25 protein-coding genes are annotated in these 22,760 nt (G+C 44.9%); 3 read left to right on the forward strand and 22 right to left on the reverse strand.

The window, feature by feature from the left end; all coding sequences use genetic code 11:
• The first annotated feature begins 53 nt into the window (after window positions 1–53).
• Window positions 54–1,871: a GNAT family N-acyltransferase gene (locus K7G75_RS04540; protein ID WP_222983033.1), complete on the forward strand. Its 1,818-nt coding sequence runs from the start codon at window positions 54–56 to the stop codon at window positions 1,869–1,871.
• Between the two features lie 9 nt (window positions 1,872–1,880).
• On the opposite strand, the gene K7G75_RS04545 is transcribed toward K7G75_RS04540, so the two are convergent.
• The 19 genes from K7G75_RS04545 to K7G75_RS04635 form a co-directional block, all read right to left on the reverse strand.
• Entirely contained in the window at window positions 1,881–2,303 is a 423-nt protein-coding gene (locus tag K7G75_RS04545) for an arsenate reductase ArsC (RefSeq protein ID WP_222983034.1), read from the reverse strand.
• Between the two features lie 22 nt (window positions 2,304–2,325).
• Window positions 2,326–2,817 carry a GNAT family N-acetyltransferase gene (locus tag K7G75_RS04550; RefSeq protein ID WP_222983035.1) on the reverse strand — a complete coding sequence of 164 codons (492 nt, stop codon included), beginning with the start codon at window positions 2,815–2,817 and terminating at the stop codon, window positions 2,326–2,328.
• 9 nt (window positions 2,818–2,826) lie between these two features.
• Window positions 2,827–3,318 (reverse strand): DUF6428 family protein, encoded by a 492-nt coding sequence (locus K7G75_RS04555; protein WP_222983036.1) that lies wholly within the window; start codon window positions 3,316–3,318, stop codon window positions 2,827–2,829.
• Window positions 3,319–3,320: 2 nt separating this feature from the next.
• Window positions 3,321–3,644, reverse strand: coding sequence for an ArsR/SmtB family transcription factor (locus K7G75_RS04560; protein WP_222983037.1), 324 nt, complete (start codon window positions 3,642–3,644; stop codon window positions 3,321–3,323).
• 80 nt (window positions 3,645–3,724) lie between these two features.
• Window positions 3,725–4,153: a YtxH domain-containing protein gene (locus tag K7G75_RS14730; RefSeq protein ID WP_262420240.1), complete on the reverse strand. Its 429-nt coding sequence runs from the start codon at window positions 4,151–4,153 to the stop codon at window positions 3,725–3,727.
• Between the two features lie 51 nt (window positions 4,154–4,204).
• Window positions 4,205–4,591 carry a VOC family protein gene (locus K7G75_RS04570; RefSeq protein ID WP_222983038.1) on the reverse strand — a complete coding sequence of 129 codons (387 nt, stop codon included), beginning with the start codon at window positions 4,589–4,591 and terminating at the stop codon, window positions 4,205–4,207.
• Window positions 4,588–5,046: a DUF1801 domain-containing protein gene (locus tag K7G75_RS04575; protein ID WP_222983039.1), complete on the reverse strand. Its 459-nt coding sequence runs from the start codon at window positions 5,044–5,046 to the stop codon at window positions 4,588–4,590. Before K7G75_RS04575 ends, K7G75_RS04570 begins: the two co-directional genes overlap by 4 nt.
• Window positions 5,047–5,053: 7 nt before the next feature.
• On the reverse strand, window positions 5,054–5,560 hold the full coding sequence (locus K7G75_RS04580) for a DUF4199 domain-containing protein (protein WP_222983040.1): 507 nt from the start codon (window positions 5,558–5,560) through the stop codon (window positions 5,054–5,056).
• Window positions 5,561–5,659: 99 nt separating this feature from the next.
• On the reverse strand, window positions 5,660–6,076 hold the full coding sequence (locus K7G75_RS14820; RefSeq protein WP_313777812.1) for a response regulator transcription factor: 417 nt from the start codon (window positions 6,074–6,076) through the stop codon (window positions 5,660–5,662).
• Window positions 6,077–6,085: 9 nt separating this feature from the next.
• Window positions 6,086–7,018 (reverse strand): 2-hydroxyacid dehydrogenase, encoded by a 933-nt coding sequence (locus tag K7G75_RS04590; protein WP_222983041.1) that lies wholly within the window; start codon window positions 7,016–7,018, stop codon window positions 6,086–6,088.
• Window positions 7,019–7,036: 18 nt separating this feature from the next.
• Window positions 7,037–7,402, reverse strand: a complete 366-nt coding sequence (locus K7G75_RS04595; RefSeq protein ID WP_222983042.1) for a cupin domain-containing protein — start codon at window positions 7,400–7,402, stop codon at window positions 7,037–7,039.
• An 8-nt stretch (window positions 7,403–7,410) separates the two neighbouring features.
• Window positions 7,411–8,763 carry a magnesium transporter gene (gene mgtE / locus K7G75_RS04600; RefSeq protein WP_222983043.1) on the reverse strand — a complete coding sequence of 451 codons (1,353 nt, stop codon included), beginning with the start codon at window positions 8,761–8,763 and terminating at the stop codon, window positions 7,411–7,413.
• Window positions 8,750–9,601, reverse strand: coding sequence for a 16S rRNA (adenine(1518)-N(6)/adenine(1519)-N(6))-dimethyltransferase RsmA (gene rsmA / locus K7G75_RS04605; RefSeq protein ID WP_222983044.1), 852 nt, complete (start codon window positions 9,599–9,601; stop codon window positions 8,750–8,752). The genes mgtE and rsmA overlap by 14 nt, the downstream gene beginning before the upstream one ends.
• Window positions 9,602–9,619: 18 nt before the next feature.
• Window positions 9,620–9,928 carry a gamma-glutamylcyclotransferase family protein gene (locus K7G75_RS04610; RefSeq protein WP_222983045.1) on the reverse strand — a complete coding sequence of 103 codons (309 nt, stop codon included), beginning with the start codon at window positions 9,926–9,928 and terminating at the stop codon, window positions 9,620–9,622.
• A gap of 4 nt (window positions 9,929–9,932) precedes the next feature.
• On the reverse strand, window positions 9,933–10,250 hold the full coding sequence (locus K7G75_RS04615; protein ID WP_222983046.1) for a DUF4286 family protein: 318 nt from the start codon (window positions 10,248–10,250) through the stop codon (window positions 9,933–9,935).
• A 35-nt stretch (window positions 10,251–10,285) separates the two neighbouring features.
• Entirely contained in the window at window positions 10,286–12,040 is a 1,755-nt protein-coding gene (locus K7G75_RS04620) for a tetratricopeptide repeat protein (RefSeq protein WP_313777813.1), read from the reverse strand.
• A 113-nt stretch (window positions 12,041–12,153) separates the two neighbouring features.
• On the reverse strand, window positions 12,154–13,425 hold the full coding sequence (gene serS, locus K7G75_RS04625) for a serine--tRNA ligase (protein ID WP_222983048.1): 1,272 nt from the start codon (window positions 13,423–13,425) through the stop codon (window positions 12,154–12,156).
• 51 nt (window positions 13,426–13,476) lie between these two features.
• Window positions 13,477–14,793, reverse strand: coding sequence for an HTTM domain-containing protein (locus K7G75_RS04630; protein ID WP_222983049.1), 1,317 nt, complete (start codon window positions 14,791–14,793; stop codon window positions 13,477–13,479).
• Entirely contained in the window at window positions 14,786–15,724 is a 939-nt protein-coding gene (locus tag K7G75_RS04635) for a bifunctional riboflavin kinase/FAD synthetase (protein WP_222983050.1), read from the reverse strand. Before K7G75_RS04635 ends, K7G75_RS04630 begins: the two co-directional genes overlap by 8 nt.
• A 55-nt stretch (window positions 15,725–15,779) precedes the next feature.
• On the opposite strand from K7G75_RS04635, the gene K7G75_RS04640 reads away from it, so the two are divergent.
• Together K7G75_RS04640 and K7G75_RS04645 are read left to right on the forward strand one after the other, a co-directional pair.
• Window positions 15,780–19,553, forward strand: a complete 3,774-nt coding sequence (locus K7G75_RS04640; RefSeq protein ID WP_222983051.1) for a reprolysin-like metallopeptidase — start codon at window positions 15,780–15,782, stop codon at window positions 19,551–19,553.
• Window positions 19,550–20,236 (forward strand): hypothetical protein, encoded by a 687-nt coding sequence (locus tag K7G75_RS04645; protein ID WP_222983052.1) that lies wholly within the window; start codon window positions 19,550–19,552, stop codon window positions 20,234–20,236. Before K7G75_RS04640 ends, K7G75_RS04645 begins: the two co-directional genes overlap by 4 nt.
• Here K7G75_RS04645 and pth read toward each other — a convergent pair whose 3' ends face one another.
• The 3 genes from pth to K7G75_RS04660 all read right to left on the reverse strand — a co-directional run bounded on the left by pth (window position 20,237) and on the right by K7G75_RS04660 (window position 22,636).
• Window positions 20,237–20,803: an aminoacyl-tRNA hydrolase gene (pth, locus tag K7G75_RS04650; RefSeq protein WP_417950133.1), complete on the reverse strand. Its 567-nt coding sequence runs from the start codon at window positions 20,801–20,803 to the stop codon at window positions 20,237–20,239. It abuts the gene before it with no gap.
• A gap of 155 nt (window positions 20,804–20,958) precedes the next feature.
• Window positions 20,959–21,615, reverse strand: coding sequence for a 50S ribosomal protein L25/general stress protein Ctc (locus K7G75_RS04655; protein WP_222983054.1), 657 nt, complete (start codon window positions 21,613–21,615; stop codon window positions 20,959–20,961).
• Between the two features lie 79 nt (window positions 21,616–21,694).
• Window positions 21,695–22,636, reverse strand: coding sequence for a ribose-phosphate pyrophosphokinase (locus K7G75_RS04660; protein ID WP_222983055.1), 942 nt, complete (start codon window positions 22,634–22,636; stop codon window positions 21,695–21,697).
• Window positions 22,637–22,760: the final 124 nt, after the last annotated feature.

The raw sequence follows: 22,760 nt of genomic DNA on the forward strand, positions 1-22,760 counted from the left end.
GAAGTCAATTACCGTAATTTTCTATCTTTACCCTTACCTAATTTTCTTGCTTTATGGGGTTGGTATCTGCGAAAGAAGTGGCAAAGGTCATTCATCTGGACAAATACGGTATTTTTGGGACCTTCGTTGGATGGCTGTTGATGGTTGCCACCAAGATTACCTCAATAAACCGCTTCTACAATAAGAACAAGGACCTCCCGGGAAAGGAGTTCTTGGATGCCATTTTGGAGCATTACGAGATCAACTTCGAGATTCCGGAGGAGGATTTAAAACGGCTTCCCAAATCAGGTCCGTTCATTACCATCAGTAACCATCCGCTGGGAGGCATCGATGGGGTGTTGCTTTTGAAGCTATTGTTGAACGAACGCAGTGATTATAAAATCATAGCCAATTTTCTGCTCCACCGAATAGAACCGCTCAAGCCCTATATTATGCCAGTGAATCCCTTTGAGACGCACAAGGATGCCAAAAATAGCTTCGCGGGATTCAAGAATGCACTTTTGCATTTAAGGGGAGGTCATCCTTTGGGCATTTTTCCAGCAGGTGAGGTGTCCACTTATAAAGATGATAAACTGGTTGTTGACAGACCGTGGGAAGAGGCCGCCATCAAATTGATTCGAAAAGCCGAAGTGCCCGTGGTGCCCATTTATTTTCATGCACGAAACAGTCGCCTTTTTTACAGATTATCAAAGATCAATGATGTTTTTAGGACCGCAAAGCTTCCATCCGAACTGACTTCCCAAAGCAGGCGCCCCATCAAGGTGAGGGTGGGGCAACCCATATCGGTTGAGGCGCAGAAAGAGGAAACGACCTTGGAATCCTATACGGAATTGTTGCGCAAAAAAACCTATCTCTTGGCCAATGTGTATGAGAAGGAACGCTTGATAGACATGGTGCCAACCACGATCAAAATTCCCAAACCTCCAAAAAAAATAGCCTCAGCGGTGAACAGCAAAGTGCTGGAAGGGGAGATAGAGCGGCTGCGGGAGAAGGATTGCAGAATGCTCCAGAGCAAGAACTACGAAGTGTACCTGGCACAGGAAAAGGACATGCCATTTATCCTTAAGGAAATAGGAAGACAGCGGGAAATCACTTTTCGGGAAGTGGGCGAGGGCACCAATAATGCTGTGGATCTTGACAAGTTCGACTCCTACTACCACCATCTTTTTCTTTGGGATGATGAGGACAAGTCCATTGTTGGGGCCTACCGCATGGGACTTGGCTCGGAAATATTCAAGAAATATGGCATAGACGGGTTCTACCTCCAAGACCTCTTCCGTTTTGAACCGGAACTTTATGGTATGATGGAAAAATCCATTGAAATGGGCAGGGCCTACATTATAAAGGAATACCAGCAAAAACCCATGCCCTTGTTTTTGCTTTGGAAAGGAATCGTGCATACCACCTTGCGCTATCCGGAGCATAAATACTTGATAGGGGGGGTGAGCATCAGCAACCAATTCTCAAATTTTTCCAAATCACTGATGATCGAGTTCATGAAATCCAATTATTGGGACCCTTACGTGGCACAGTACATAAGGCCGAAGAAAGAATTCAAGGTACAACTGAAGGATGCGGACAAAGAATTTGTGTTCGATGAGACACAGGCGGACCTTAACAAATTTGACAAGTTGATCAGCGAAGTGGAACCTGGCAGTCTCCGTCTTCCGGTGTTGATCAAAAAATACATCAAACAAAATGCAAAGGTGGTGGCCTTCAATGTGGATCCCCTTTTCAACAATTCCGTAGATGGGCTGATGTACATAAAAATTGCCGATCTGCCGGAAAGCACGGTAAAGCCGGTAATGGAGGAATTTCAGGCGGAGCTCGAACGAAAAATGTCAGAAGGCGCCACCCACAACATTGATTAGGATTTTGGATTAATCCATCAATTCTTCCTTTACAAAATCATAGCAAAATTCCTTTATGTCGTCCCGTGTGGCCACAAATGCCTCATGTATTTCTTCTTTGGAACCTTTTACTTTTGATGGATCCGCGAAATTTTGGTGCAGGCGTCTTGCATTTTTGGATGGGATAAACGGACAGTGTTCCTTGGCATGGTCGCACACGGTAATGATGAAATCCCAATCAATCCCGGCATATTCATCCACATGGTTGGACGTATGATGGGAAATGTCCACGCCATCCTCTTTCATGATGGCCACGGCATCTGGGTTGAGGCCATGCGTCTCGATTCCGGCACTGTACACTTTTGCCAGCTTGTCCTGAAAATGGTTCAGGTAGCCGTGGGCCATTTGGCTTCGGCATGAGTTTCCGGTACAGAGCACCAATATATTTTTCATAGTCGGTTTTGTTTGATTTTTATCAGCTTACGCCAACCTTGGCGCTCCTTTTTTCAAAGAGCAGGTTGTCTTTCCAAACGCCGTGAAGTTTACCCACGCGTTCACGTCTGCCAATATAGCGAAACCCAACATTTTCATGCAACTGAATGCTGCTTTTATTTTCAGGAAAAATACCTGACTGGATTGTCCAGAATCCCGCTTCTTCACTTTCTAGAATCAGACGTTCCATTAGCGCTTTTCCAACTCCTTTCCCTCGGCTTTCGGCACCTACATAAACACTTACTTCGCCGACACCACCGTATACACATCGACCGGAAACTGGCGAAAGGGCCGCCCAGCCCAGCACCGTGCCATTTTCTTCGGCTACTAGGCGGCAAGATTCGATATGGGCCTTGTCCCAGGCTTCATATGTAGGCGCTGTGGTTTCAAAGGTGGCAAAACCAGTGGCCATGCCTTCCTCATAAATTCGGGAAACCTGCTCCCAATCGGTTTGGTACATTCGGCGTACTTTCATAAGCAGGAATCAACAGCATCCACTTTCTGGGGAACAACAGGCCACAGCTTCTTTCTCCTGTTTTGTAGGAGCGACCCCACAGGTTTCTTGGGCCTTGCAGTTTGTTTTTTCCACAGATAACTTCAGTATCAGGGATTGATTTTCCAAAATATGGCCATCCACAAAGAGTTGGGCGGTATGGAAATTGGGATTGCCATATTCAAATTTTATTTCCGCATCGCGCACCATGGGTTTGATTCCATCGACCCGGTTCAAAATGTCCATAGCCTTGTTCACGGTCATGAACTCACGTTTGCCCTTTTCTTTTGGACTTTCCCAAAGCTGTACTATGGTTTCTTTCCAAAAATCGGTTCCGGCACCACAATCAACCGAGTCCACGGTTATGTTCTTGACCTCAGTGATGTGATAGTTTGCTCCCACGAATTTACCATCGGCATATTCAAAAAGAAGACTTTTTTCCTGATGTTGTTTTAGTAACGATAAAAGTTGTGCGGTATTCATAACTAACAGCAATTACGGTTTATATTGGTAAAAAATTCATTAAAGGATCGTTGCAACTCTTCCCAGCGTTCTTGATTGATGCAATAGCAAAGGTTTTTCCCTTCAAAAGTCCCTTTTAACAGGCCTATTTTTTTGATTTCGTTCAAGTGTTGGGAAATGGTGGGTTGGGCCAGGCCGATGATGTCCACCAAATCATTGCAAATACAGCTATCCTGTCGGCTTATATATTCAAGAATGGCAATACGGGCTGGGTGTGCCAAAACTTTTGCTACAACAGCCAACTCATTTTGTGTAGGTGAAAAGATGTGTGTCTTGGAAACGCCCATGAATTAAATTTAATATTGCAATATTACGATAAAGGCATTAAATAAAAAAGCCAGAAGTATTTTTTCTGACTTTTTTGGTTTTATAGATTCTTGAACCAGTTCTGAAAATACTCCCCGACCCAAAAGACCGGCTTTTGATTCCCATTGATGGCACCCACTAGACTGATAATCCATAGTATGAGTGGAAAGATCCATCCAACAAGATTTACCACGGGAATGATTCCCAATACAAATCCCACCAGGATGATTCCCAGGACCTGGCGGATATAAAAGGATCCCAGTTCCGTTTTATTGCTGCTGTTCATAATGATGGCAATAATCCAACCTATAAGTGTCAGGTGGGCAATTATGGCAACAGTTTTTCCACTTTCAGGATTTTTTGGGTCAAAAGCATCCTTTACATCTTCCTTGAATTCCTTTGCGGCTTCCTTGGCTTCCTCGGCTGCCTCTTTTGCTTTGTCAAAAGCTTCTTCCGCCTTGTCTCCTAAATCTTTTTTTTCTTCGGACATTGTTTTAATGTGTTGGTTAACAAGTTTTAAATGTAGCAAATAATTCAATATTTATTTAAAAGCTTTATCAACAGGTTCCCAAAGTTCTATTTTGTTGCCTTCCGGGTCCATGATCCAACCAAATTTTCCATAGTCATATTCCTGTACTTCACCAACTACAGTAACTCCCTCATCCCGCAGAGCCTTGAGGAGTGCTTCAAGGTTCTCTACCCTAAAGTTCATCATAAACTGCTTTTCGCTGGGTTCAAAATAGGTGGTGTCGTCCTTAAAAGGACCCCATTGGGTCATGCAGTCGTTCCCATCGTTGTCCTTCCACCAAAATGAGCAGCCATACTGATCCGTGTTCAGTCCCAAATGGTTCTTGTACCAGTCATTGATTTTTTTTGGGTCCTTGCTCTTGAAGAAAAACCCTCCGATTCCTGTAACTCTGTTTTTCATGATTTTTTAATGTTTTTTTCATAAAGGTTTATCCAATTTTCGACGGTCATTTTTTGGCAAAGCTCTCCGATAAGTTCATAGGGAATGGTGTTCACATTCTTAAATCGGATACAGCTTTTGCCCATATCCAATTTTGTCTTTACATGTTTGGGATATTCCTGCACAAACCAATCATGCAGGTCCTTGTCTGCATAAATACCAGAATGGTACAGGGCCACAAAATTTTTTTGTGAGGCAATGTTTATGAATGGCAATGGCAGTTTTGGATCACAATGATAACCATCTGGGTAAAGTGAGTGCGGGACCACATAACCGATCATTTTGTAGTTAATGCACTCTTCAAAACCCGCTGGCAGCTTCTTTTTTACGGTTTCCCGCAGTTTGGACACAGCTTCTTTTCGGTCTTCAGGCAGCTTTTCAATGTACTCGTCCGGGGTATTGGCATCAATGGTCATGGTGTTGTTATTTTCGTTGCAGGATCAAGGCTGAAATAAGGGAGATGATGAATCCGATGACGAACACCGTCATTGCCATGAGCAAAAATGACATGAGCGGGTTGGAGAACATTTCCCGCTGTGATTCCAATTCGGCCAATTTGGCTTCTACCTGATCCGCCGGTAAGGTGCTCCTTAAATTTTCTGCGGCATTTTCATAATAGCTCACCATAAAATCAGGATTCAGCACTTCGGTATATAGGATATCCAAAACACCAAAGGCCAATGCCGTGATCAAACTGATCAGAATACCTATTATAAGTGCCTTTTTAAAGCTTACAGTTCCCCCATTTTGTATATCCCTAAAGTGCTTGATTCCAAAAAAAACAAACGAGAGGGACACGACCATGGATACATATCCCAATACTTCCTGGGTGGATAGGGGTAGATCGGACAATACGAACCAGCTTATCAGAAACAATGCACAAATGGTCACTGCGCCATAGAGGCCAAATTTTAATACTGTTTTTTTCATCTTGTTTAGGTTTAGAAATTTTCTCAAAATTAGTGTCAAGAGGTTCTCCGGGACTCATACTAAAGTACCAAAAGCATGGCACTTTAGTCGGGAAATGGACTACTGGGATAGAATTTGGAGCTCTTTGGCCTTTTGTAAAGCCTGTGTTCGCCTTTTTGCATCCAATTTTATAAGAAGATTGGATACATGGGTCTTCACAGTGCTTTCTGACAAGAACAAGCTTTCGGCAATTTCTTGGTTGGACAGACCCTTACCAATCTGCACCAACACCTCATATTCCCTTTTGCTGATGCCCAACTCCTCAATTTTTTTATGATTGATTCCAGACTCGGCGATCATTTCCTTTTTGGCCGTTTTGGTTCTGAGGTACGCCCCAATAAAAAAGAAGATTATGGCGATGACGGCGATGATGATCTCAATGGATATATCGCCGGACATATAGGTGTATTTGCTCAATTGAAATAATACGAGCAGGGCAATGGTGAGTGCGGAAAAGATAAAAATGGTCTTCTTCACCCGTTCAAGTTAACAAAATCTTTTTTTGATTTTGTCCACTATGGTCTGCGCTAATTTCTCATTGCTTTCGGTGCTCCAACCGGCCACGTGGGGGGTGAGCAGTACATTTTTCGCCTTGCGGAGGTATTTGAAGGGCTTGGGTTTTTTGGAGAACATGTTCTCGAACGAGGTTTTTTCGTATTCAAGCACATCCAATGCCGCACCCAATATTTTTTTCGATTTCAGGGCCACGACGAGATCTTTTGTTACCACACAGGATCCCCGAGCCGTATTGATGAACCAAAAGGGCTTGTGGAATGCGTTGATAAATTCAGTGTTCACCATCCCTGTCGTCAATTCGGTCTGGGGCACATGCAGGCTCACGATATCAGATTTCTGTTGGAACTCCATAATGCCCACTTGTCGGGCATTTTCATCATCCACGCCACCCACAATGTCGAAACAAATCACTTCTACATCAAAACCTCGGAGTTTTTGGGCAAAGGCCTTTCCCATGTTCCCATAACCGATGATGCCCACAGTTTTTCCATTCAGCTCAACGCCGCGATTGCCCTCCCGGTCCCATTTTCCTTTTTTCACCTCCCTGTTGGCCTTGCACATATTGTTCATTATGGAGAGCAACATTCCCAGGGTGTGCTCGCCCACAGCATTGCGGTTTCCCTCGGGTGCTGAGGCCAAAAAAACATCATTCTGTTTGGCATAGCGCACATCAATATTCTCCATTCCGGCACCAACCCTTCCAATAAATTTGAGATTGGTGGCCCGGTCCAAGAATTGCCTATCTATCGGGAACCTGCTCCGGATAATGATGCCGTCGTACAGATGGATCTTTTCTTCCACGGCCTCTTTTGAAGACTTGTAGTCTTCATGGTTCTCAAAACCCAGGGCCGCAAATTGTTCAATAAGTAATGGATGGTTGGTATCTAGATGGAGGACTTTCATGGGCTAAATTTATAGATCCTAAATTTTGGGATAATGGGCCTGTGTTTTTTCATGCTGCACCTTGCCCGTGTGTGCTGTTGTCAACTTTTCAAAGAGCAGTACCTGCACCTCTTCGCCATTTTTGGTCATGGGATTGTGTTCCACGCCTTTGGGCACCACAATGATCTCCCCTTCCTTCACCACCTCGGTTCGATCACGAAACTGCATGTAAAGTGTTCCTTTGATCACTTGAAAAAGTTCATCCTCATGCTCATGCGCATGCCAAACAAATTCACCCTGTAATTTGGCCAACAGCACCTGCATATCATCCACAATGGCGATTTGGTGCGGATGCCATTGCTTGGTAAACTCGGCATGTTTTTGTATTAGGTTAATGGGTTTCATATTAATATTTATATGCCAAGAATCCATTTTGCGATCCAGAAATAGATCAAGATTCCAAAAATATCATTGCTGGTGGTGATGAATGGCCCGGTCGCAATGGCGGGATCTATATTTCTTTGATGCAGGAACAAGGGAATAAAGGTGCCGATCAATCCTGCAACCACGATGACCACCACCAAGGAAAGGGAAATGGCCAATGCGGTATCAAAAGTGCCTTTCCAGATCCACGTGAACACCAAAAGCAAAATGGCCAAAATAAGACCGTTCAATAGGGCCAACAGCATTTCCTTTATCAATCGGTTGCCCACGCTCCCCTTAAGATCATCGTTTGCCAAACCCTGCACAATAATGGCACTGGATTGCACGCCGACGTTACCTGCCATGGCGGCAATTAGTGGGGTGAAGAAAAACAGAATGGCATGTTTGGAGATCATTTCTTCAAAACCGCCCATGATGGCCGCTGCGCCCAATCCTCCCAAAAGCCCCAAAATAAGCCAGGGCAATCGGGCTTTGGTCAGCTCCCAAATGCTGTCATCCGCTTCCACATCCTGTGAGATACCGGCAGCCAGTTGGTAATCTTTGTCAGCTTCTTCCCGAATTACATCCACAATGTCGTCAATGGTGATCCTGCCCACGAGCCTCCCAATTTCATCCACAACCGGAATGGCCTCCAAGTCATATTTTGACATGATCTTGGCCACCTCTTCCGCTTTTTCATTAACATTTACAGAGTCCACTTTAGGGATGTAAACGTCCTTTATATTTGTTTTGGTTGATGTTGTCAACAGGTCTTTAAGGGAGAGCCTCCCTTTTAGTTTGTCCTCGTCATCCACCACGTAGATGGAGTGCACCCTAGTCACATTTTCGGCTTGGGCCCGCATTTCCTTTACGCAGGTGAGTACGTTCCAGTTTTCATTGACCTTTACCAATTCCTTTGCCATGAGTCCGCCAGCGGAATCCTCGTTATAGCGCAACAGTTCCACAATATCCTTGGCGTGTTCCCTATCCTCAATTTCCGAGATGACTTCCTGGACAATTTCTTTGGGCAGTTCGTTGATGATGTCGACGGCATCATCGGTGTCCAGTTCCTCCAGCTCACCGGCAATTTCCTTGGCGGTAAGGTTGTTCAAGACAGCTTCACGGGTGTCCTCGTGCATCTCCGCAATGATTTCCGAAGTCTTTTCGCTGTCCAAAAGTTTGATAAGATAGGTGGCTTCCTCGACCTCCAACTCGCCGGCAATCTCTGCAATATCCGCATAGTGAAAGTCGGTCAGCAACAACTTGAGGTCGGTATTCTTTTTTTCCCCGATCAGGTGCTGAATTTCTGAAATGAGCTCGTCTGTAAGTTTAAATGGGGTCATTGGCTATCTTCTGGGTCAATGTTATAAAATCGGTTACATGGAGCTGTTCCGGACGTTGGTCAAATATAGTATCTTCTTTTAGATTATTGGAAAGATTAAGGGTTTTAAGGCTGTTGCGCATGGTCTTTCTTCTTTGGTTAAAAGCCGTTTTCACCACTTTGAAAAAAAGCTTTTCATCGCAGGGAAGCCGCAGTGCTTTCTTCCGGGTAAGGCGAAGCACCCCTGAATGTACCTTCGGTGGGGGATCAAACACCTCTGGGGGAACGGAGAAAAGGTATTCGGCATCGTAAAATGCCTGGACCAGCACGGATAAAATACCGTAGGTTTTATTGCCTGGCGCAGCGCAGATACGCATAGCTACCTCTTTTTGGAACATCCCTGAAAATTCTGGAACTTGATGGCGCATTTCCAACATTTTGAAGACAATTTGACTGGAAATATTGTATGGAAAGTTTCCCGTTATGGCAAACTGGGCATCACCAAACAATTCTTTGAGGTCAAAATTTAGAAAATCAGCCTCAACAATTTTAAATCGATTGTTTTTTTCAATGAATTGGGCATACTCCAACCGAAAACTGTGGTTCAGGTAAATGATGGATTCCTCGTCCAAATCCATTACAACCAAATCCATATCCCTTAACAATAGGTGCTTGGTGAGCACCCCCATCCCCGGACCAATTTCCAAAACATGGGTATACCCCTGTAAAGAGAGCGTATTGGCAATTTTTTGGGCCACTTCCTCATCGTTCAAAAAGTGTTGGCCGAGATGCTTTTTGGCCTTCACCGCAGTATGCCCTGATCTTGGTTTCTGTGCGTGTTTTTGGAGTTTTTTGGGCACGGGATTTTTTTTTGCAAGTTACTCGGAATTTTTCAGATAAACCCAAGCTGTGATGCCGGATCCCAGTTGAAATGGTTCCCTTTTGTAGGCTGTGGTTTCATAGATGTCGGCCTTTTTTAAATCATGCTGTGTTACTTCATATGCCTTTCCTTGGACCATATCCCCTTCATTTTTTGTTCTGACCACCAAGGCATAGCGGCCATAGACGGCACGTTCCTGTTTTTTGAATCCTGAAAGCGAATCATCATGGCCAGAGAGGATTCTCCCAAAAATGTATTCCTGTACCTGGGGGTCCTGTAAAGTGCCGTAGGAAAAAAGGTATTCCAAAGCGTTAAGGAATCTGTTGGCTAATAACTTCGAGTTCGGTCCTGAAAGCCACAAACTTGTTTGGGAACATCTTTAGGGCATCGGTGCGGAGGCGGTCCGCATCTTCCCGATAATAGGCTTCCAATGTTTTTCGATCCTTGGTGGTGTACTGCACGGAATAGGTAATGCCCCCTTGATCCTCTTCTACCAAAACCTTGGTCATTTTTGCATGTGAGAACTTTCCGGTCGCCAACATATCGGGCACATGTTTGTCCCGCATCCAAGAAAGCCATTCGTCATGAACGCTTTCGTCTATGTTTATGGTTACACTGTATATAAGCATTCAACCCCTTATTTTGCTGTCTAAATGTATGGAAATTAATTAATGGCGTCTCCACGGAGCTGTCTAAATTTCTTTCTGGCTTTTGGAAAATAGTAGCTGTCCTGATAGGACATTATGATCCGTTCATAGTGATCTTTCGCCTTTTCTGGATCTCCCAGAAAGTTGCTGTACAATTCGCCCAAGGCAAAGTGCGCATCATCGGCAAGAATATCGTTCGCATAGAACTCCACTATTTTTTTATAATTGAATTCAGCAGCTTCATAATCCTTTTGGCCTTCGAGCAATTGCCCCTGTCGCAACAGGGCCTCGTCCTCTATTTTTTCGCCTTTGTGGTTTTGTAAGATGTCATCCAGCACTTCGATGGCCTCCTTGGTCTTGTTTTGATAGGCCAACAAATCGGCCCTTGCATACTTTTTTAATGCGGTTTGGGTGGAATCTTCCAATGAATTGTCCGAAATGGTCAAGCTCAATTGCATGGCATCATTGGCGATAAGCTGTGAGGTGGAGCCCCGAAGTACCTTTAACTGGGTGAGGGCCCAATCGAAATCTCCTTTATAAAAACTGGTCTGGGCCACTTTAAAACGGGCTTCTTGCCCCAGCACGTCGTTTTTTAGGCTTTTTTGCACCTGGGTAAAATGGATCAGTGCCTCATTGAATTTTTGGGAATAGACCAAGATATCGCCCAAGGCGAGCTTTACATAGGCATTTACCATGCGACCCATCGGCAGGTCCAAACTATTTTTGAGCATGGTTATTGCGGGGTCCGGGGTTTCCTTTTTGAATGCAAGAAAATTGGCATACGCTATTTGAAGCTGCAAGGTGTTGCTCTGGGTACCATACTCTGACACAAGGGCTTCGAACTTTTTTTCAATGACATCGAGTTTTTTATCCGATACATCCAAAAGTTCAATATCAATAAGATGTAGCTGGGCATTGAGTTTCGTCCTGGGTTCATAGGCATTGTCCACAATGAACTCAAAAACGGGGACGGCATTGTCAAAGTCCCTATCCTCAAGGGCCAGCTGCCCCAAATTTTCCATCCGGTCCAACGACCCATCATCCCTGCGCTTAAAAATGGCCTTTTCTTGCGCAAAGGCATTTCCGTATTGTTTTTGTTGCACAAATAGCCAGCTCAAGAGTTCGTTCCAAAGGATATCTGGATTTTTCTGGGCATTTTTTAGCAGTACCTTCCTGAGCAAAACGTTGTTCTCGTTTGCCGCATCCTCGGAAATGAAATCGTCCATGTTTCGCAGCACATTGGACCGTGAAGTCCTTCCTTCCCAAATTAGGTTGAGGTACGACTGGTACATTTTTTCAATATCGCCCTGTTCGCCGTATATGCGGGCCAGTTGAAAATCGTAGTTCAAATCGGGTTTTAGTTCCATAGCCCTCATGTAGGCCCGTTTGGCCTCGTCCAACAGGGCATATTTTTGAAAACGATACCCAATGCTATATCCAAAATTGGGGTTCTCATCTATTTTTTGAATGGCTTTTTCGTAATATACGGCTGCTTTTTCAGGTTGATTTTGGAGTGTATGGTTATAGCCCAATTCAATAAAAAAAGTGGGAAAGGCATAGCTGTCCTCAATTTTTTTCAACAGGAAATCCTCAGCATCCCCATAACGTTCGAGCTGTTGGTAGCAGGCCACCAGGCCTTCTGAATAATCGGTGCGCCTGGGGTTTTTCTCCACTAATTTTTCATAGAAGACCACGGCTTTTTCGTAGTCACCATCGTTGAAGTATTGCTTGGCCAAAAAATCTTCCTGAGCGTAGGAAAATGTTAGGAACACAAAATGGCATATTAGAAATAACAGGTATCGCAATAGCTTGTTTTATTTCAAATATAACGCAGAAAAACACCGGATTCTGTTAATTGAATCCAAAATTGACTTCTGATTGTCTCCTAATCGATTAGGTCAAAACCACAATAGGGCACCAATACCTCGGGGATTTTTATGCCCTTATCGGTTTGGTTGTTTTCCAGAATCCCGGCCAAAACCCTGGGCAGGGCCAGGGCACTTCCGTTCAGCGTGTGTGCCAGTTGTGTTTTTCCGCTGTTGTCCTTAAAACGTAGTTTTAATCGGTTGGCCTGAAAGGTTTCAAAGTTGGAAACGGAACTGATTTCCAGCCAACGGTCCTGGGCGGTGGAAAAGACCTCAAAGTCATAGGTTAGGGCTGAGGTGAAGCCAAGATCGCCACCACATAATCGAAGAATTCGGTAGGGTAACTTCAGTTCCCCAAGAATGCCTTTCACGTGGTCCACCATTTCATCCAAAGCGGCATAGGAACTGTCCGGATGTTCGATTCGGACAATCTCGACCTTGTCAAACTGGTGCAAACGGTTGAGTCCGCGCACATGGGCCCCATAACTTCCGGCCTCTCTTCTAAAACACGGGGTGTACCCGGTATATTTTATGGGAAAATCCTTCTCGGAAAACATGTCATCCCGATGCAGGTTGGTAATTGGCACTTCCGCAGTTGGAATCAGATATAAATTGTCAGCCTGCACATGGTACATCTGCCCCTCTTTGTCTGGCAATTGCCCGGTTCCGTAACCCGAGGCCTCATTGACCATGAGCGGGGGCTGTACCTCCGTGTAGCCAGCTTCCGTGTTTTTATCCAAAAAGTAGGCGATCAGTGCGCGCTGCAATTTGGCCCCCTTGCCTTTGTACACCGGAAATCCGGCCCCTGTGACCTTTACACCCAATTCAAAATCAATGATGTCATATTTTTTGGCAAGTTCCCAATGGGGCAGTGCATTTTCTCCCAAGGTCGGGATTGTCCCTGCACTGAAAACCTCTTCATTATCCTCTTCTGAGTTGCCTTTTGGCACTGATCCATGTGGAATATTGGGCACCAAATACAATTGCTCTTGCAGCGCTGCTGCTGCTGCTGTGAGGTCTTCGTTCAACTGTTTGGAGGTTTCCTTTAGGTTGGACGTTTTTTCCTTTAATGCATTGGCCTCTGCTGCTTTCCCAGATTTGAAAAGCATTCCAATTTCTTTGGAAAGCTTGTTGGATTCCGCAAGGGTATTGTCCAACTGGGTTTGTATGGACCTTCTTTCTTGGTCCAATTCTAGAATTTTTGCAATGATGGGAGCGGCATCAAAGTTGCGCTTTTTTAAGGCGTCAACGATTTTTTCTTGATTTTCCCGAATGGTCTGTAATTGAAGCATGGCCTACTATTGAGCCGCAAATTTAAATCAATCTATATTGCTGCCCAACAATTATTGGCTTTGGGAGGGACAGATCCATTCATTGTGAGAAAAATGTTTCCAGGGAACGCTGGCCAAGTCCACTGTTGGGTCGATAAATTCATAAAACTTTCCGTCGTTTATTTTGACCTTGTTGCGAACAAAAATCTGGACATCTTCCCCCTTTTCGGCATATTCCTTTTTTAGACGCTGTGCAAATTGCCATGTGAAATCGGGATAACAAGCCACTCTATCTTTTTGCTTGTCCGTAAGATAGTCATCCAATTTGGGGTATGTAACCCGGTTGTTTTCCTTGTTCACGATTTTGAACTGAATGGTGCCCTGCCTTCCACGGAGCATCATCCGCCAACTTAGCCGGTGGCCCTCTTCGGTCCATAGTACGTCGTCCTGAAACATATGGTGTCTGAGGGGCAACATCAACTGAACAACAAAGTAGATGCCTAAAATACCAACGATAACATTTCGGTTTTTGGGTACTTCAAATACTTTGGGGATGTCTATTTTCTTTGTCCTTAGAAAGATGTTTCGAATGGTTTGCGGCTCAAAAAAGAAAACGGTAAATGCCAGGGACAGGTAGGGGAAAATGCCTATCCTAAAAACATAGCTATTGAACAGGTGGAAGAAAATTGAAAATGCAAAGGCAATTTTCCGTGTTCGCTTCCAGAGCAGTGCGGGCACTATCAGTAAATCGAATAGAATTCCAAAAACGGCCACGGCTACATGTACCCATTTTTGCTGTAGAAGTTCCCCAACAAGGAAATAATCCTTTTTGGGCCGCATCAATACATCGATGAAAGTGAAATCCAACCAGTCCCCATAAAGTTTGGCCACTGAAGCGTAAGTATAAACAATGAAGAGCTGTAAAATGATGGTCCAGCGAATCCAGTTGGCCATGGTTTGTGCCCGTAGGACCGGATTGCGCTTGGCATCCAAGGAAGCGTCCCTATGGGCGGGGAAAAAGGCCATGATAAAGGCCAACAGCATCAACAAATAATAATGGTTGTTGTAGGATGTTTTTTGCATGAGGTAAACACCGGTCCACATAAAAGCAAAGGCAAATGCGTTGAAACGATATTTATACCCCACCATGATAAACAGGCCAAGCGTTCCCATGATGGCAAAATAAAAATACATACCATAGCCGGGAAGGGGTTGTAGCCATTCAAATCCTATAAAAGAGAAAGTGAACTTGGGTTCAACCAAAGTCCTGCGTACCCATCCTGTGATTATGGCCCCGTAGCACTCAGCGCTGACCAGGAAACCATAAAAAATTCGGAACACGACCAGTTGCGCGTTATCGATTTTTTTAAAAAGAAAACGGTCAAGCATCGGTTTTGGAAATTAGTTCCAGGGATTGGTCCTTGTCCTTGATCAATTGCGCCCTCAACTCATCTATGGTATCAAATTTATGCTCATCACGGATGCGGTGCAGGATGCCCACTTGGATTTTTTGGTCGTATAGGTTGCCATTGAAATCAAAGAAATTGATCTCAATGCTCTTTTTGGTTCCGGAGACCGTGGGGTTGAACCCAATGTTCATCATCCCGTGATATTCCATACCATTGATTTCTCCCGTAACCACGTACACTCCATTTTTGGGAATCAGCTTGTAGTCTTCCTCAATGTGTAGATTGGCGGTCGGGAACCCAAATTGCTTCCCGAGCCCTTTTCCTTTCATAATCGTTCCCGTTAATCTATAGGGATAACTTAGGTAGTTATTGGCGGTGGTGATGTCGCCTTCCAGAAGTGCTTTTCTTATTTTGGTGGAACTCACTGAAACCTCGTCGATTTCTTGGGCAGGGATTTCCTCGACCTCGAAATCAAGCGTATTCCCAAAGGCAATCAGGTCCTGTATGTTGGCGTTGCGGTTTCTTCCAAATCTGTGGTCGTACCCAATGATTATTTTCTTGGCATTTAAGCTATTGACCAATATATCCCGCACAAATTCGGTCGCTGAAAGTCTCGAGAATTTTTTTGTGAAGGGATAAATGATAAGATAATCAAGCCCCATTTCTTCCAAAATCTGTCTCTTTTCATCCAAGGTGTTGAGTAGTTGTATATCCGCATCCTTCTGCAAAACCATGCGGGGGTGGGGGAAAAAGGTAAGTACGGTGGACTTTAAGCCTGAGTTTTTGGCATCATTTATGAGGCGTTCCAATATCTTGCGGTGACCGAGATGGACACCGTCAAAAGTACCTATGGTGATGACCGTTTGATGTGCAATGCCCTTAAAACGAGAAATATCTTGGATTGTTTCCACCTAATTGAGAAATAAAAAAGGCTTATTTTTGAAATTTGACCGATGCCCTAATCGTATGAAAGCTAAATTACATCTTGTTTTTTCAATAACCATAATTTTTACTGGCTTTTCCATACACGGTCAGCAGGGCTACTGGAAATCTGTTCCCAAGGAGGCTGGCCTAAAGAGTGCCTCGGTCCACAACGCATCAAAAGCAAAGGCGGCTTATTTTCTGGACAAAGCCATGTTTGCCAAGGAATTACAACAACTTTCAGTTTCAAAAGAAAGACGCATTGTTGCCCATTTACCTATAGGAACCGACAAAATGCTGGCTTTTGACCTTAAGGAAACCGCTGTACTGAATCCTGAATTGGCCCAAAAATACCCTCAGATAAAATCCTACACGGGTTCCAGCCTCAATGGTGAATACAAGCTTAAGTTGAGCAGTTCCCACAAAGGATTGCAGGGTATGATCGTCAACAAGAGGGATGGAAAAACCTTTTTTATGGAAAAGGTGTCCAATAGGTCTGATACCTATCTTTTATATGAAAAAGGGTCTGGGGCTTCCGCCAAGGAAGACTTTTTATGCGAAACGGCGAAATTACAGGCATCGGTTTCCAAGACCATTGTGCCCTTGGTGGATGATCAATTGCTGAGGAGGTACAGGATCGCGGTATCCGCTTCAGGCGAGTATACCCAATTCCATGGCGGAACCGTGGCCGATGCCCTGGCGGCCATCAATGCAACCTTGACCCGGGTGAATGAAGTTTTTGAAACCGATCTGGGTGTGACTCTTGAACTGGTACCGAACAATGACCTTGTAATTTTTACCGATCCCAATACAGATCCCTACACTTCTAATTTGAATAGCCAAGTGCAAAATACACTGACCACCAATATTGGGGAGGCAAATTATGATGTGGGCCATCTTTTTCATAAAGTTGACGAGGGTGAGGATAATGGCAACGCAGGCTTTATCGGGGCGGTCTGTTCGGACAATCAGAAGGGCAGTGCTTTTTCCTCTGCGTTCAATCCACAGGGCGATGTTTTTGATCTGGACTACGTTTCCCATGAACTGGGCCACCAGTTCGGGGCGAACCATACGTGGTCTTTTGAGTCCGAAGGAACCGGAGTACAGGCGGAACCCGCTAGTGGAACCACAATAATGGGATATGCGGGGATTGTTCCCGGCAACAATGTGGCCCCCAATGGGGATGATTATTTTCACTATTACAGCATTCTGCAGATATCGGAGTATTTACAGACCATCTCATGTGCCCAGACTGTGGCGCTCACAAATGCTCCTCCAGTGGTTACTCCTATGGGGGATTATATTATTCCCAAAGGAACCGCCTTTGTTTTGGAAGGGGAGGCAAACGACCCCGATATTGGGGATATTCTCACCTACACCTGGGAACAGATTGACAATGGAGTAGTCACAACAGGTACGTTTGGACCCAACAATCCCAGTTCGGCCAATTTTAGGTCTTTACCGCCCAGTACCGATCCGGTACGATATTTTCCAAGACTTTCTGAAGTGGTACAGGGAAATCTTACACAAACCGATCCATTGATCAATGAGGCATGGGAAACAGTCTCCAATGTGGAACGGGACCTCAGTTTTGCATTGACCGTTAGGGACAACGCAGCAGGAGGGGGACAGGTTATTTCAGATGTACTGGGCGTTCGGGTCATCAATGCCGCAGGACCATTTGTGGTTACTTCGCAGGCATCATCGGAAGTATATGGTGCAGGAACAATACAAGAGGTGACTTGGGATGTGGCCAATACCAATCAACTTCCCATCAGTGCAGAGACAGTGGATATTTTTCTTTCCACAGATGGCGGGGCCAGTTTTCCCATTTTGTTGGCCGATGATACCTTGAATGATGGTATGGAGGATATTTTGATTCCAGGGAACGTTACAAGCAATGCCAGAATTATGGTAAAGGCTAGTGATAATGTCTTTTTCTCTGTCAGCGCATCAAATTTTTCCATTCAGCAATCAGATGTGGTGCTGGCATTTCAGAATCTCGATCATGAAGTATGTCAACCCAACGACCTTATAATTCCGTTCACCTATCAAACCTTTGGTGGTTTCAGCGAAACATCTACCTTTTCCGCCGATGTGCCTGTAGGTTTGACGGCCTCTTTCAATCCTGTAAATGCAACTGGAAATGATACTGCTGTTGATCTGACCTTGTCAAACACCAACAATGTTGCTCCAGGGGTATATGACATTACGGTTACATCAACTTCTGCATCGGTAACCAAGGAAGTTGTTTTGTCGGTTGCTATACGGGATGCAGGTTTTACCGATGTTGTGCTTTTATCACCGGTGGATGCTGCAGCCAATGTATCATTAAATGCGCAGTTGAGTTGGGAGGCAAACCCGCTTTACTCTTCCTATGACGTGGAGGTCGCAACCGATGTCGGTTTTTCGAGCATAGTTGCATCAGCAACGGTTCCATTTAATTTTTACTTGGCCTCAGACCTTTTGGAACAAACCGATTATTTTTGGAGAGCTCGGCCAAATAACGGATGCGGTTCGGGTGTTTTCGGAACACCATTTAGCTTCTCAACCACCCAGTTGGATTGCCAAAGTTTTGATAAATCAACTGATCTGCCCCTTGAAATTCCGTCCGCTGGAACCCCTACCGTATCGACTTCCATCCAAATTTTTGAGGATTTGGTCATTTCCGATGTCAATGTGAATATCGACCTTTCCCATACCTTCCTGGAAGATTTGGTAATTACGCTCATTTCACCTGCTGGCACCCGAGTGGCACTTGTGGCCAATACTTGTGGTGACCTGAACAATATCAACGCAATTTTTGATGACGATGGCTCCCCGATTTCCTGCTCGGGCAACCCTGCAATTTCAGGTACGGTTGGCCCACTGGGTTCGTTAGCCTCTTTGCAAGGTGAATCCGTCCTGGGAGAGTGGATTTTGGAAATAAGGGATACAGCTCCCAGCGATGGGGGGTTCTTGAACGGTTTTTCCCTTGAAGTCTGCGCCGAAGGAGCTTTTAGACCTGATGAAGATGAGGATGGTGTTTTTGACGACGGGGACGACCTATGCCTTGGGACTCCAAAAGGTACTGAAGTGGACGTTACCGGATGTCCCGTGAATCGATTTCCTGCGGATAACTTTACCGTGGAAATTCAGAGCGAAGCCTGCAGAAGCAACAATGATGGCTCAATTTCGGTGACGGCCTCCGACAGTTCAATAACCTATAGCGGGGTACTCACCGGGGTTGGCACGTCGCTCAATGCAGATTTCACCAGCACACACACGTTTCAAAACGTAGGGGCTGGCAGCTATACCCTGTGCATAAACGGGACAAATGGGGCCACAACTTTTCAGGAGACTTGTTTTGAGGTGGTCGTTTCCCAACCGGAAGTATTGTCGGTTGCAGCGGTTGTTGATGCAGGCCTGCTGGAACTGACCTTGCAGGGAGGAAATTTCTACAACGTTGAACTTAATGGATTGGTAACACAGACCGAAGAATCCAAAATAACGATACCCTTGGCCGAAGGGCGCAATTCCTTGAAAGTATATACCAACCTGCCTTGCCAGGGCACCTTCGAGGAAAGTTTCCTTTTTACTTCTAGACCTATTCTCTATCCCAATCCGGTGTTTGCCAGTGGCACCATTTTCTTGAACGGCTATTCGGGACCTGTTGGCATTGAGGTGTTCTCCATGATAGGAAGGCTCTCCATGTCCGATACCGTACAGGTTAATGGAAATCAGCTTGAACTGGATTTCTCAGCATTGGCATCGGGAACTTATGTTCTAAGGGTAAAGACCAATAATGCAACGGAAGTATTCAAATTGATAAAAAGATGAAAAAATACCTATACCCAATTGCTGTGTTGCTAGTGCTGACTTCATGTGGAGGCAATGACGACCCACCACCTGCTCCTGGAGGGGCAAATTTGGTCTTCCCCGAAGAGAATTCAGAATGCACAACGGGGGTGAGTGTCAATGAAAATCTTAGTCAGGTCACTTTTAGGTGGGAGGCTTCGAAGAATACGGACAGTTATACCTTGAGTGCCGTAAACTTGGACACAAACGTACCCCAAACAATATCCACAGCGGCTACTTCCGCCAGTTTATCCATTGCCAAGGGGACACCTTTTTCATGGTCGGTCACTTCTAGGAATTCGAGATCAGAACAAGTGGCTACCAGCGAAACATGGTTGTTCTACAATGCTGGTGCCCAAACAACCTATGCTCCGTTCCCGGCGCAGTTGGTAAGTCCCACATCAGGGGCAACGGTTCAAAAGAATATTGCCAATGAAGTGCTGCTCCAATGGATGGGTGCTGATGTGGACAATGATATTGATTCTTTCCAAATTCTCTTTTCGGACCAAAATCCGCCCCAAACCGAAGTGGGTACCACAGATGCATCTGTAATGGAAGTTTCCGTAAGCGTAAGTTCCGATACAGTCTATTATTGGAAGGTAATTACCACCGATTTGGAGGGGAACACCTCCGATTCGGGAATTTTTGAGTTCAGGGTCTTCTGATCAGGTTCCGTTAAATTGGTTCATGGTGTTTTTGACACCAGAAAAAACGAAAGATTGTATAAGGTCGGCTGATTTTTTAAGACGTTCCGGTAACGCGCTGGTTTCTTGCTCGTTCCATTTCCCCAAAACGTAATCCACTTGTCTTCCCTTACTAAATTCAGACCCAATGCCAAATCTAAAACGATTGTATTGTGTGGTCTGGAGTAGGTCTTGGATATTCTTTAACCCGTTATGCCCTCCATCGCTGCCTTTGGTCTTAAGCCGTAATGTTCCAAAATCCAGGTTGATGTCGTCTGTGACAATGAGCACATTTTCCAGAGGAATTTTTTCTTTTTCCATCCAATGCTTGACCGCCTTACCGCTGAGATTCATGTAGGTTGAAGGCTTTAGGCAAAGAATGCTCCGACCTTTGTGTTTGAACGTTCCTACCGACCCCAACTTTGCACTTTCAAATTTTAAGTCTTCCTGTTGGGCAAGAAAATCCAATATCTTGAAACCGACGTTATGTCGGGTTTCCTCATATTCAGGGCCAATGTTGCCAAGGCCGACGATAAGATATTTTTTCATAGCATCCTTTTCTTGAAGCCACCTTTGCGAAGGGCCAAATAAATCGGTTATCCACCTAATCATGCCTAATGTTGTTGAACGCTAAAAATACGAAAGCATCCCAAATTCTACAGCAAATGCAAAACTGGGATGCTTTTTGGTATGGATTGAAAAAATTATTCCGCCGCTTCAGTTGCAGGAGCTTCTGCACCACCTTCTTCGGCAGTAGCCTCCACGCCTTCTTCTGCACCTTCATCTTCCTCCTCCTCATCAACATCGTCAACCGATGTTCTGGAAGCTTTCACCTGAACAACAGCGGTGCTGTCGGGATGAAGAATTGTAAAATCATCGTTCAACAAGGTTTCCACGGCAATGGTACCTCCAATTCTCAGTTTGGAAATATCCACTGTAATGAAATCCGGAAGCAATCCGGGCAATGCCCTGATGGCAAGCTTTCTTTTTCTGAAAAGCAAACGTCCACCGTTTCTAACACCGGGGGAGTTCCCTTCCAATCGCACAGGAATGTTCATGGTAACAGGCTTGTCGTTGAACAACTGATAAAAATCCATGTGCAAGATCTTGTCCGTTACCGGGTGAAATTGGATATCCTGCATTACGGCATCGAACTTTTGGCCGTCCTCCAATTCAATTACGACAGTGTGTGCGTTTGGGGTGTAAACCAAATCTTTGAATGTAAGCTCGTCTGCTGAAAAGTGCAAAGCCTTATCCCCCCCGTACAACACGCAAGGGACCTTTCCAGCATTACGTAGGGCCTTGGTCGCTACCTTGCCCACGCTTTCTCTTTGGGATCCTTTGATAGTAATTGATTTCATAATAACTAGTAACTATATAAATTAAATTGTTTCTGATATCTTTTTCGAAGTGCCGGTGCCTGTCCGGCGTAGTCGAAGGCTACATTAAAAATTTTGATGATATGGAGGTGTTGTGGTGTACCCGGTGCATTACATCGGCAAACAGATCCGCACAGCTCAATACCTTTACCTTGTCCTTATTGTGCTCAACTGGGATTGAGTCGGTGATGATCAATTCCTTGAGTTTTGATTTTTCTACTTTTTCATAGGCATTGCCTGAGAGCAAACCATGGGTGGTAATGGCCCTGACACTCTGTGCCCCCCTTTCCATCATTAAGTCCGCTGCTTTTGTAAGCGTTCCGGCGGTATCCACCATATCGTCTACCAGCACCACATTTTTGTCCTTCACATCGCCAATGAGTTCCATATGTGAAATTACATTGGCCTTTGCTCGTTGTTTATAGCAGATCACCACGTCGCATTCCAAGGCTTTGGAATAGGCATAGGCCCTTTTGGAACCTCCCATGTCCGGTGAGGCCACACAAAGGTTATCCAAGTTTAATTTTTTCAAATAAGGCAGGAACAGCGTGGAGGCAAACAAATGATCAACCGGTTTTTCGAAGAACCCCTGTATCTGATCAGCATGCAAGTCCATGGTGATGATTCTGGTCGCCCCTGCGGTCTCCAACATTTTGGCCACCAATTTTGCGGCAATGGGAACCCTGGGTTTGTCTTTCCGGTCCTGTCTGGCCCAACCAAAGTAGGGCATCACAGCGGTGATGTGACGGGCGGAAGCTCTTTTGGCCGCATCCAGCATCAATAACATCTCCATTAGGTTTTCGGGACCCGGATGCGTGGAACCGATAATAAATATCCTGGCTCCACGGATGGATTCCTCGAACGAAGGCTGGAATTCACCATCGCTATACCTTGAGAACTGGACCTTGCCCAAATCGGCGCCATAGGAGGCAGCGATTTTCTTACCCAGCACAACGCTTTGTGTGCAAGCAAAAATTTTGGGTTCGGGAACTCTGTAAGACATTACAATCTGTTGTTAGCTAACTTTTTAAGATGCTTTTCCTTAAAAAGAGGTGCAAATTTAAAAATTAATTCGGGTTGCTAAAGGAATATTGATTCTAATTTTGGTGGTAAACAAAATAATTTTT

The sequence above is a fragment of the Flagellimonas meishanensis genome (assembly GCF_019880545.1).
Taxonomy (GTDB): Bacteria; Bacteroidota; Bacteroidia; order Flavobacteriales; family Flavobacteriaceae; genus Flagellimonas; species Flagellimonas meishanensis.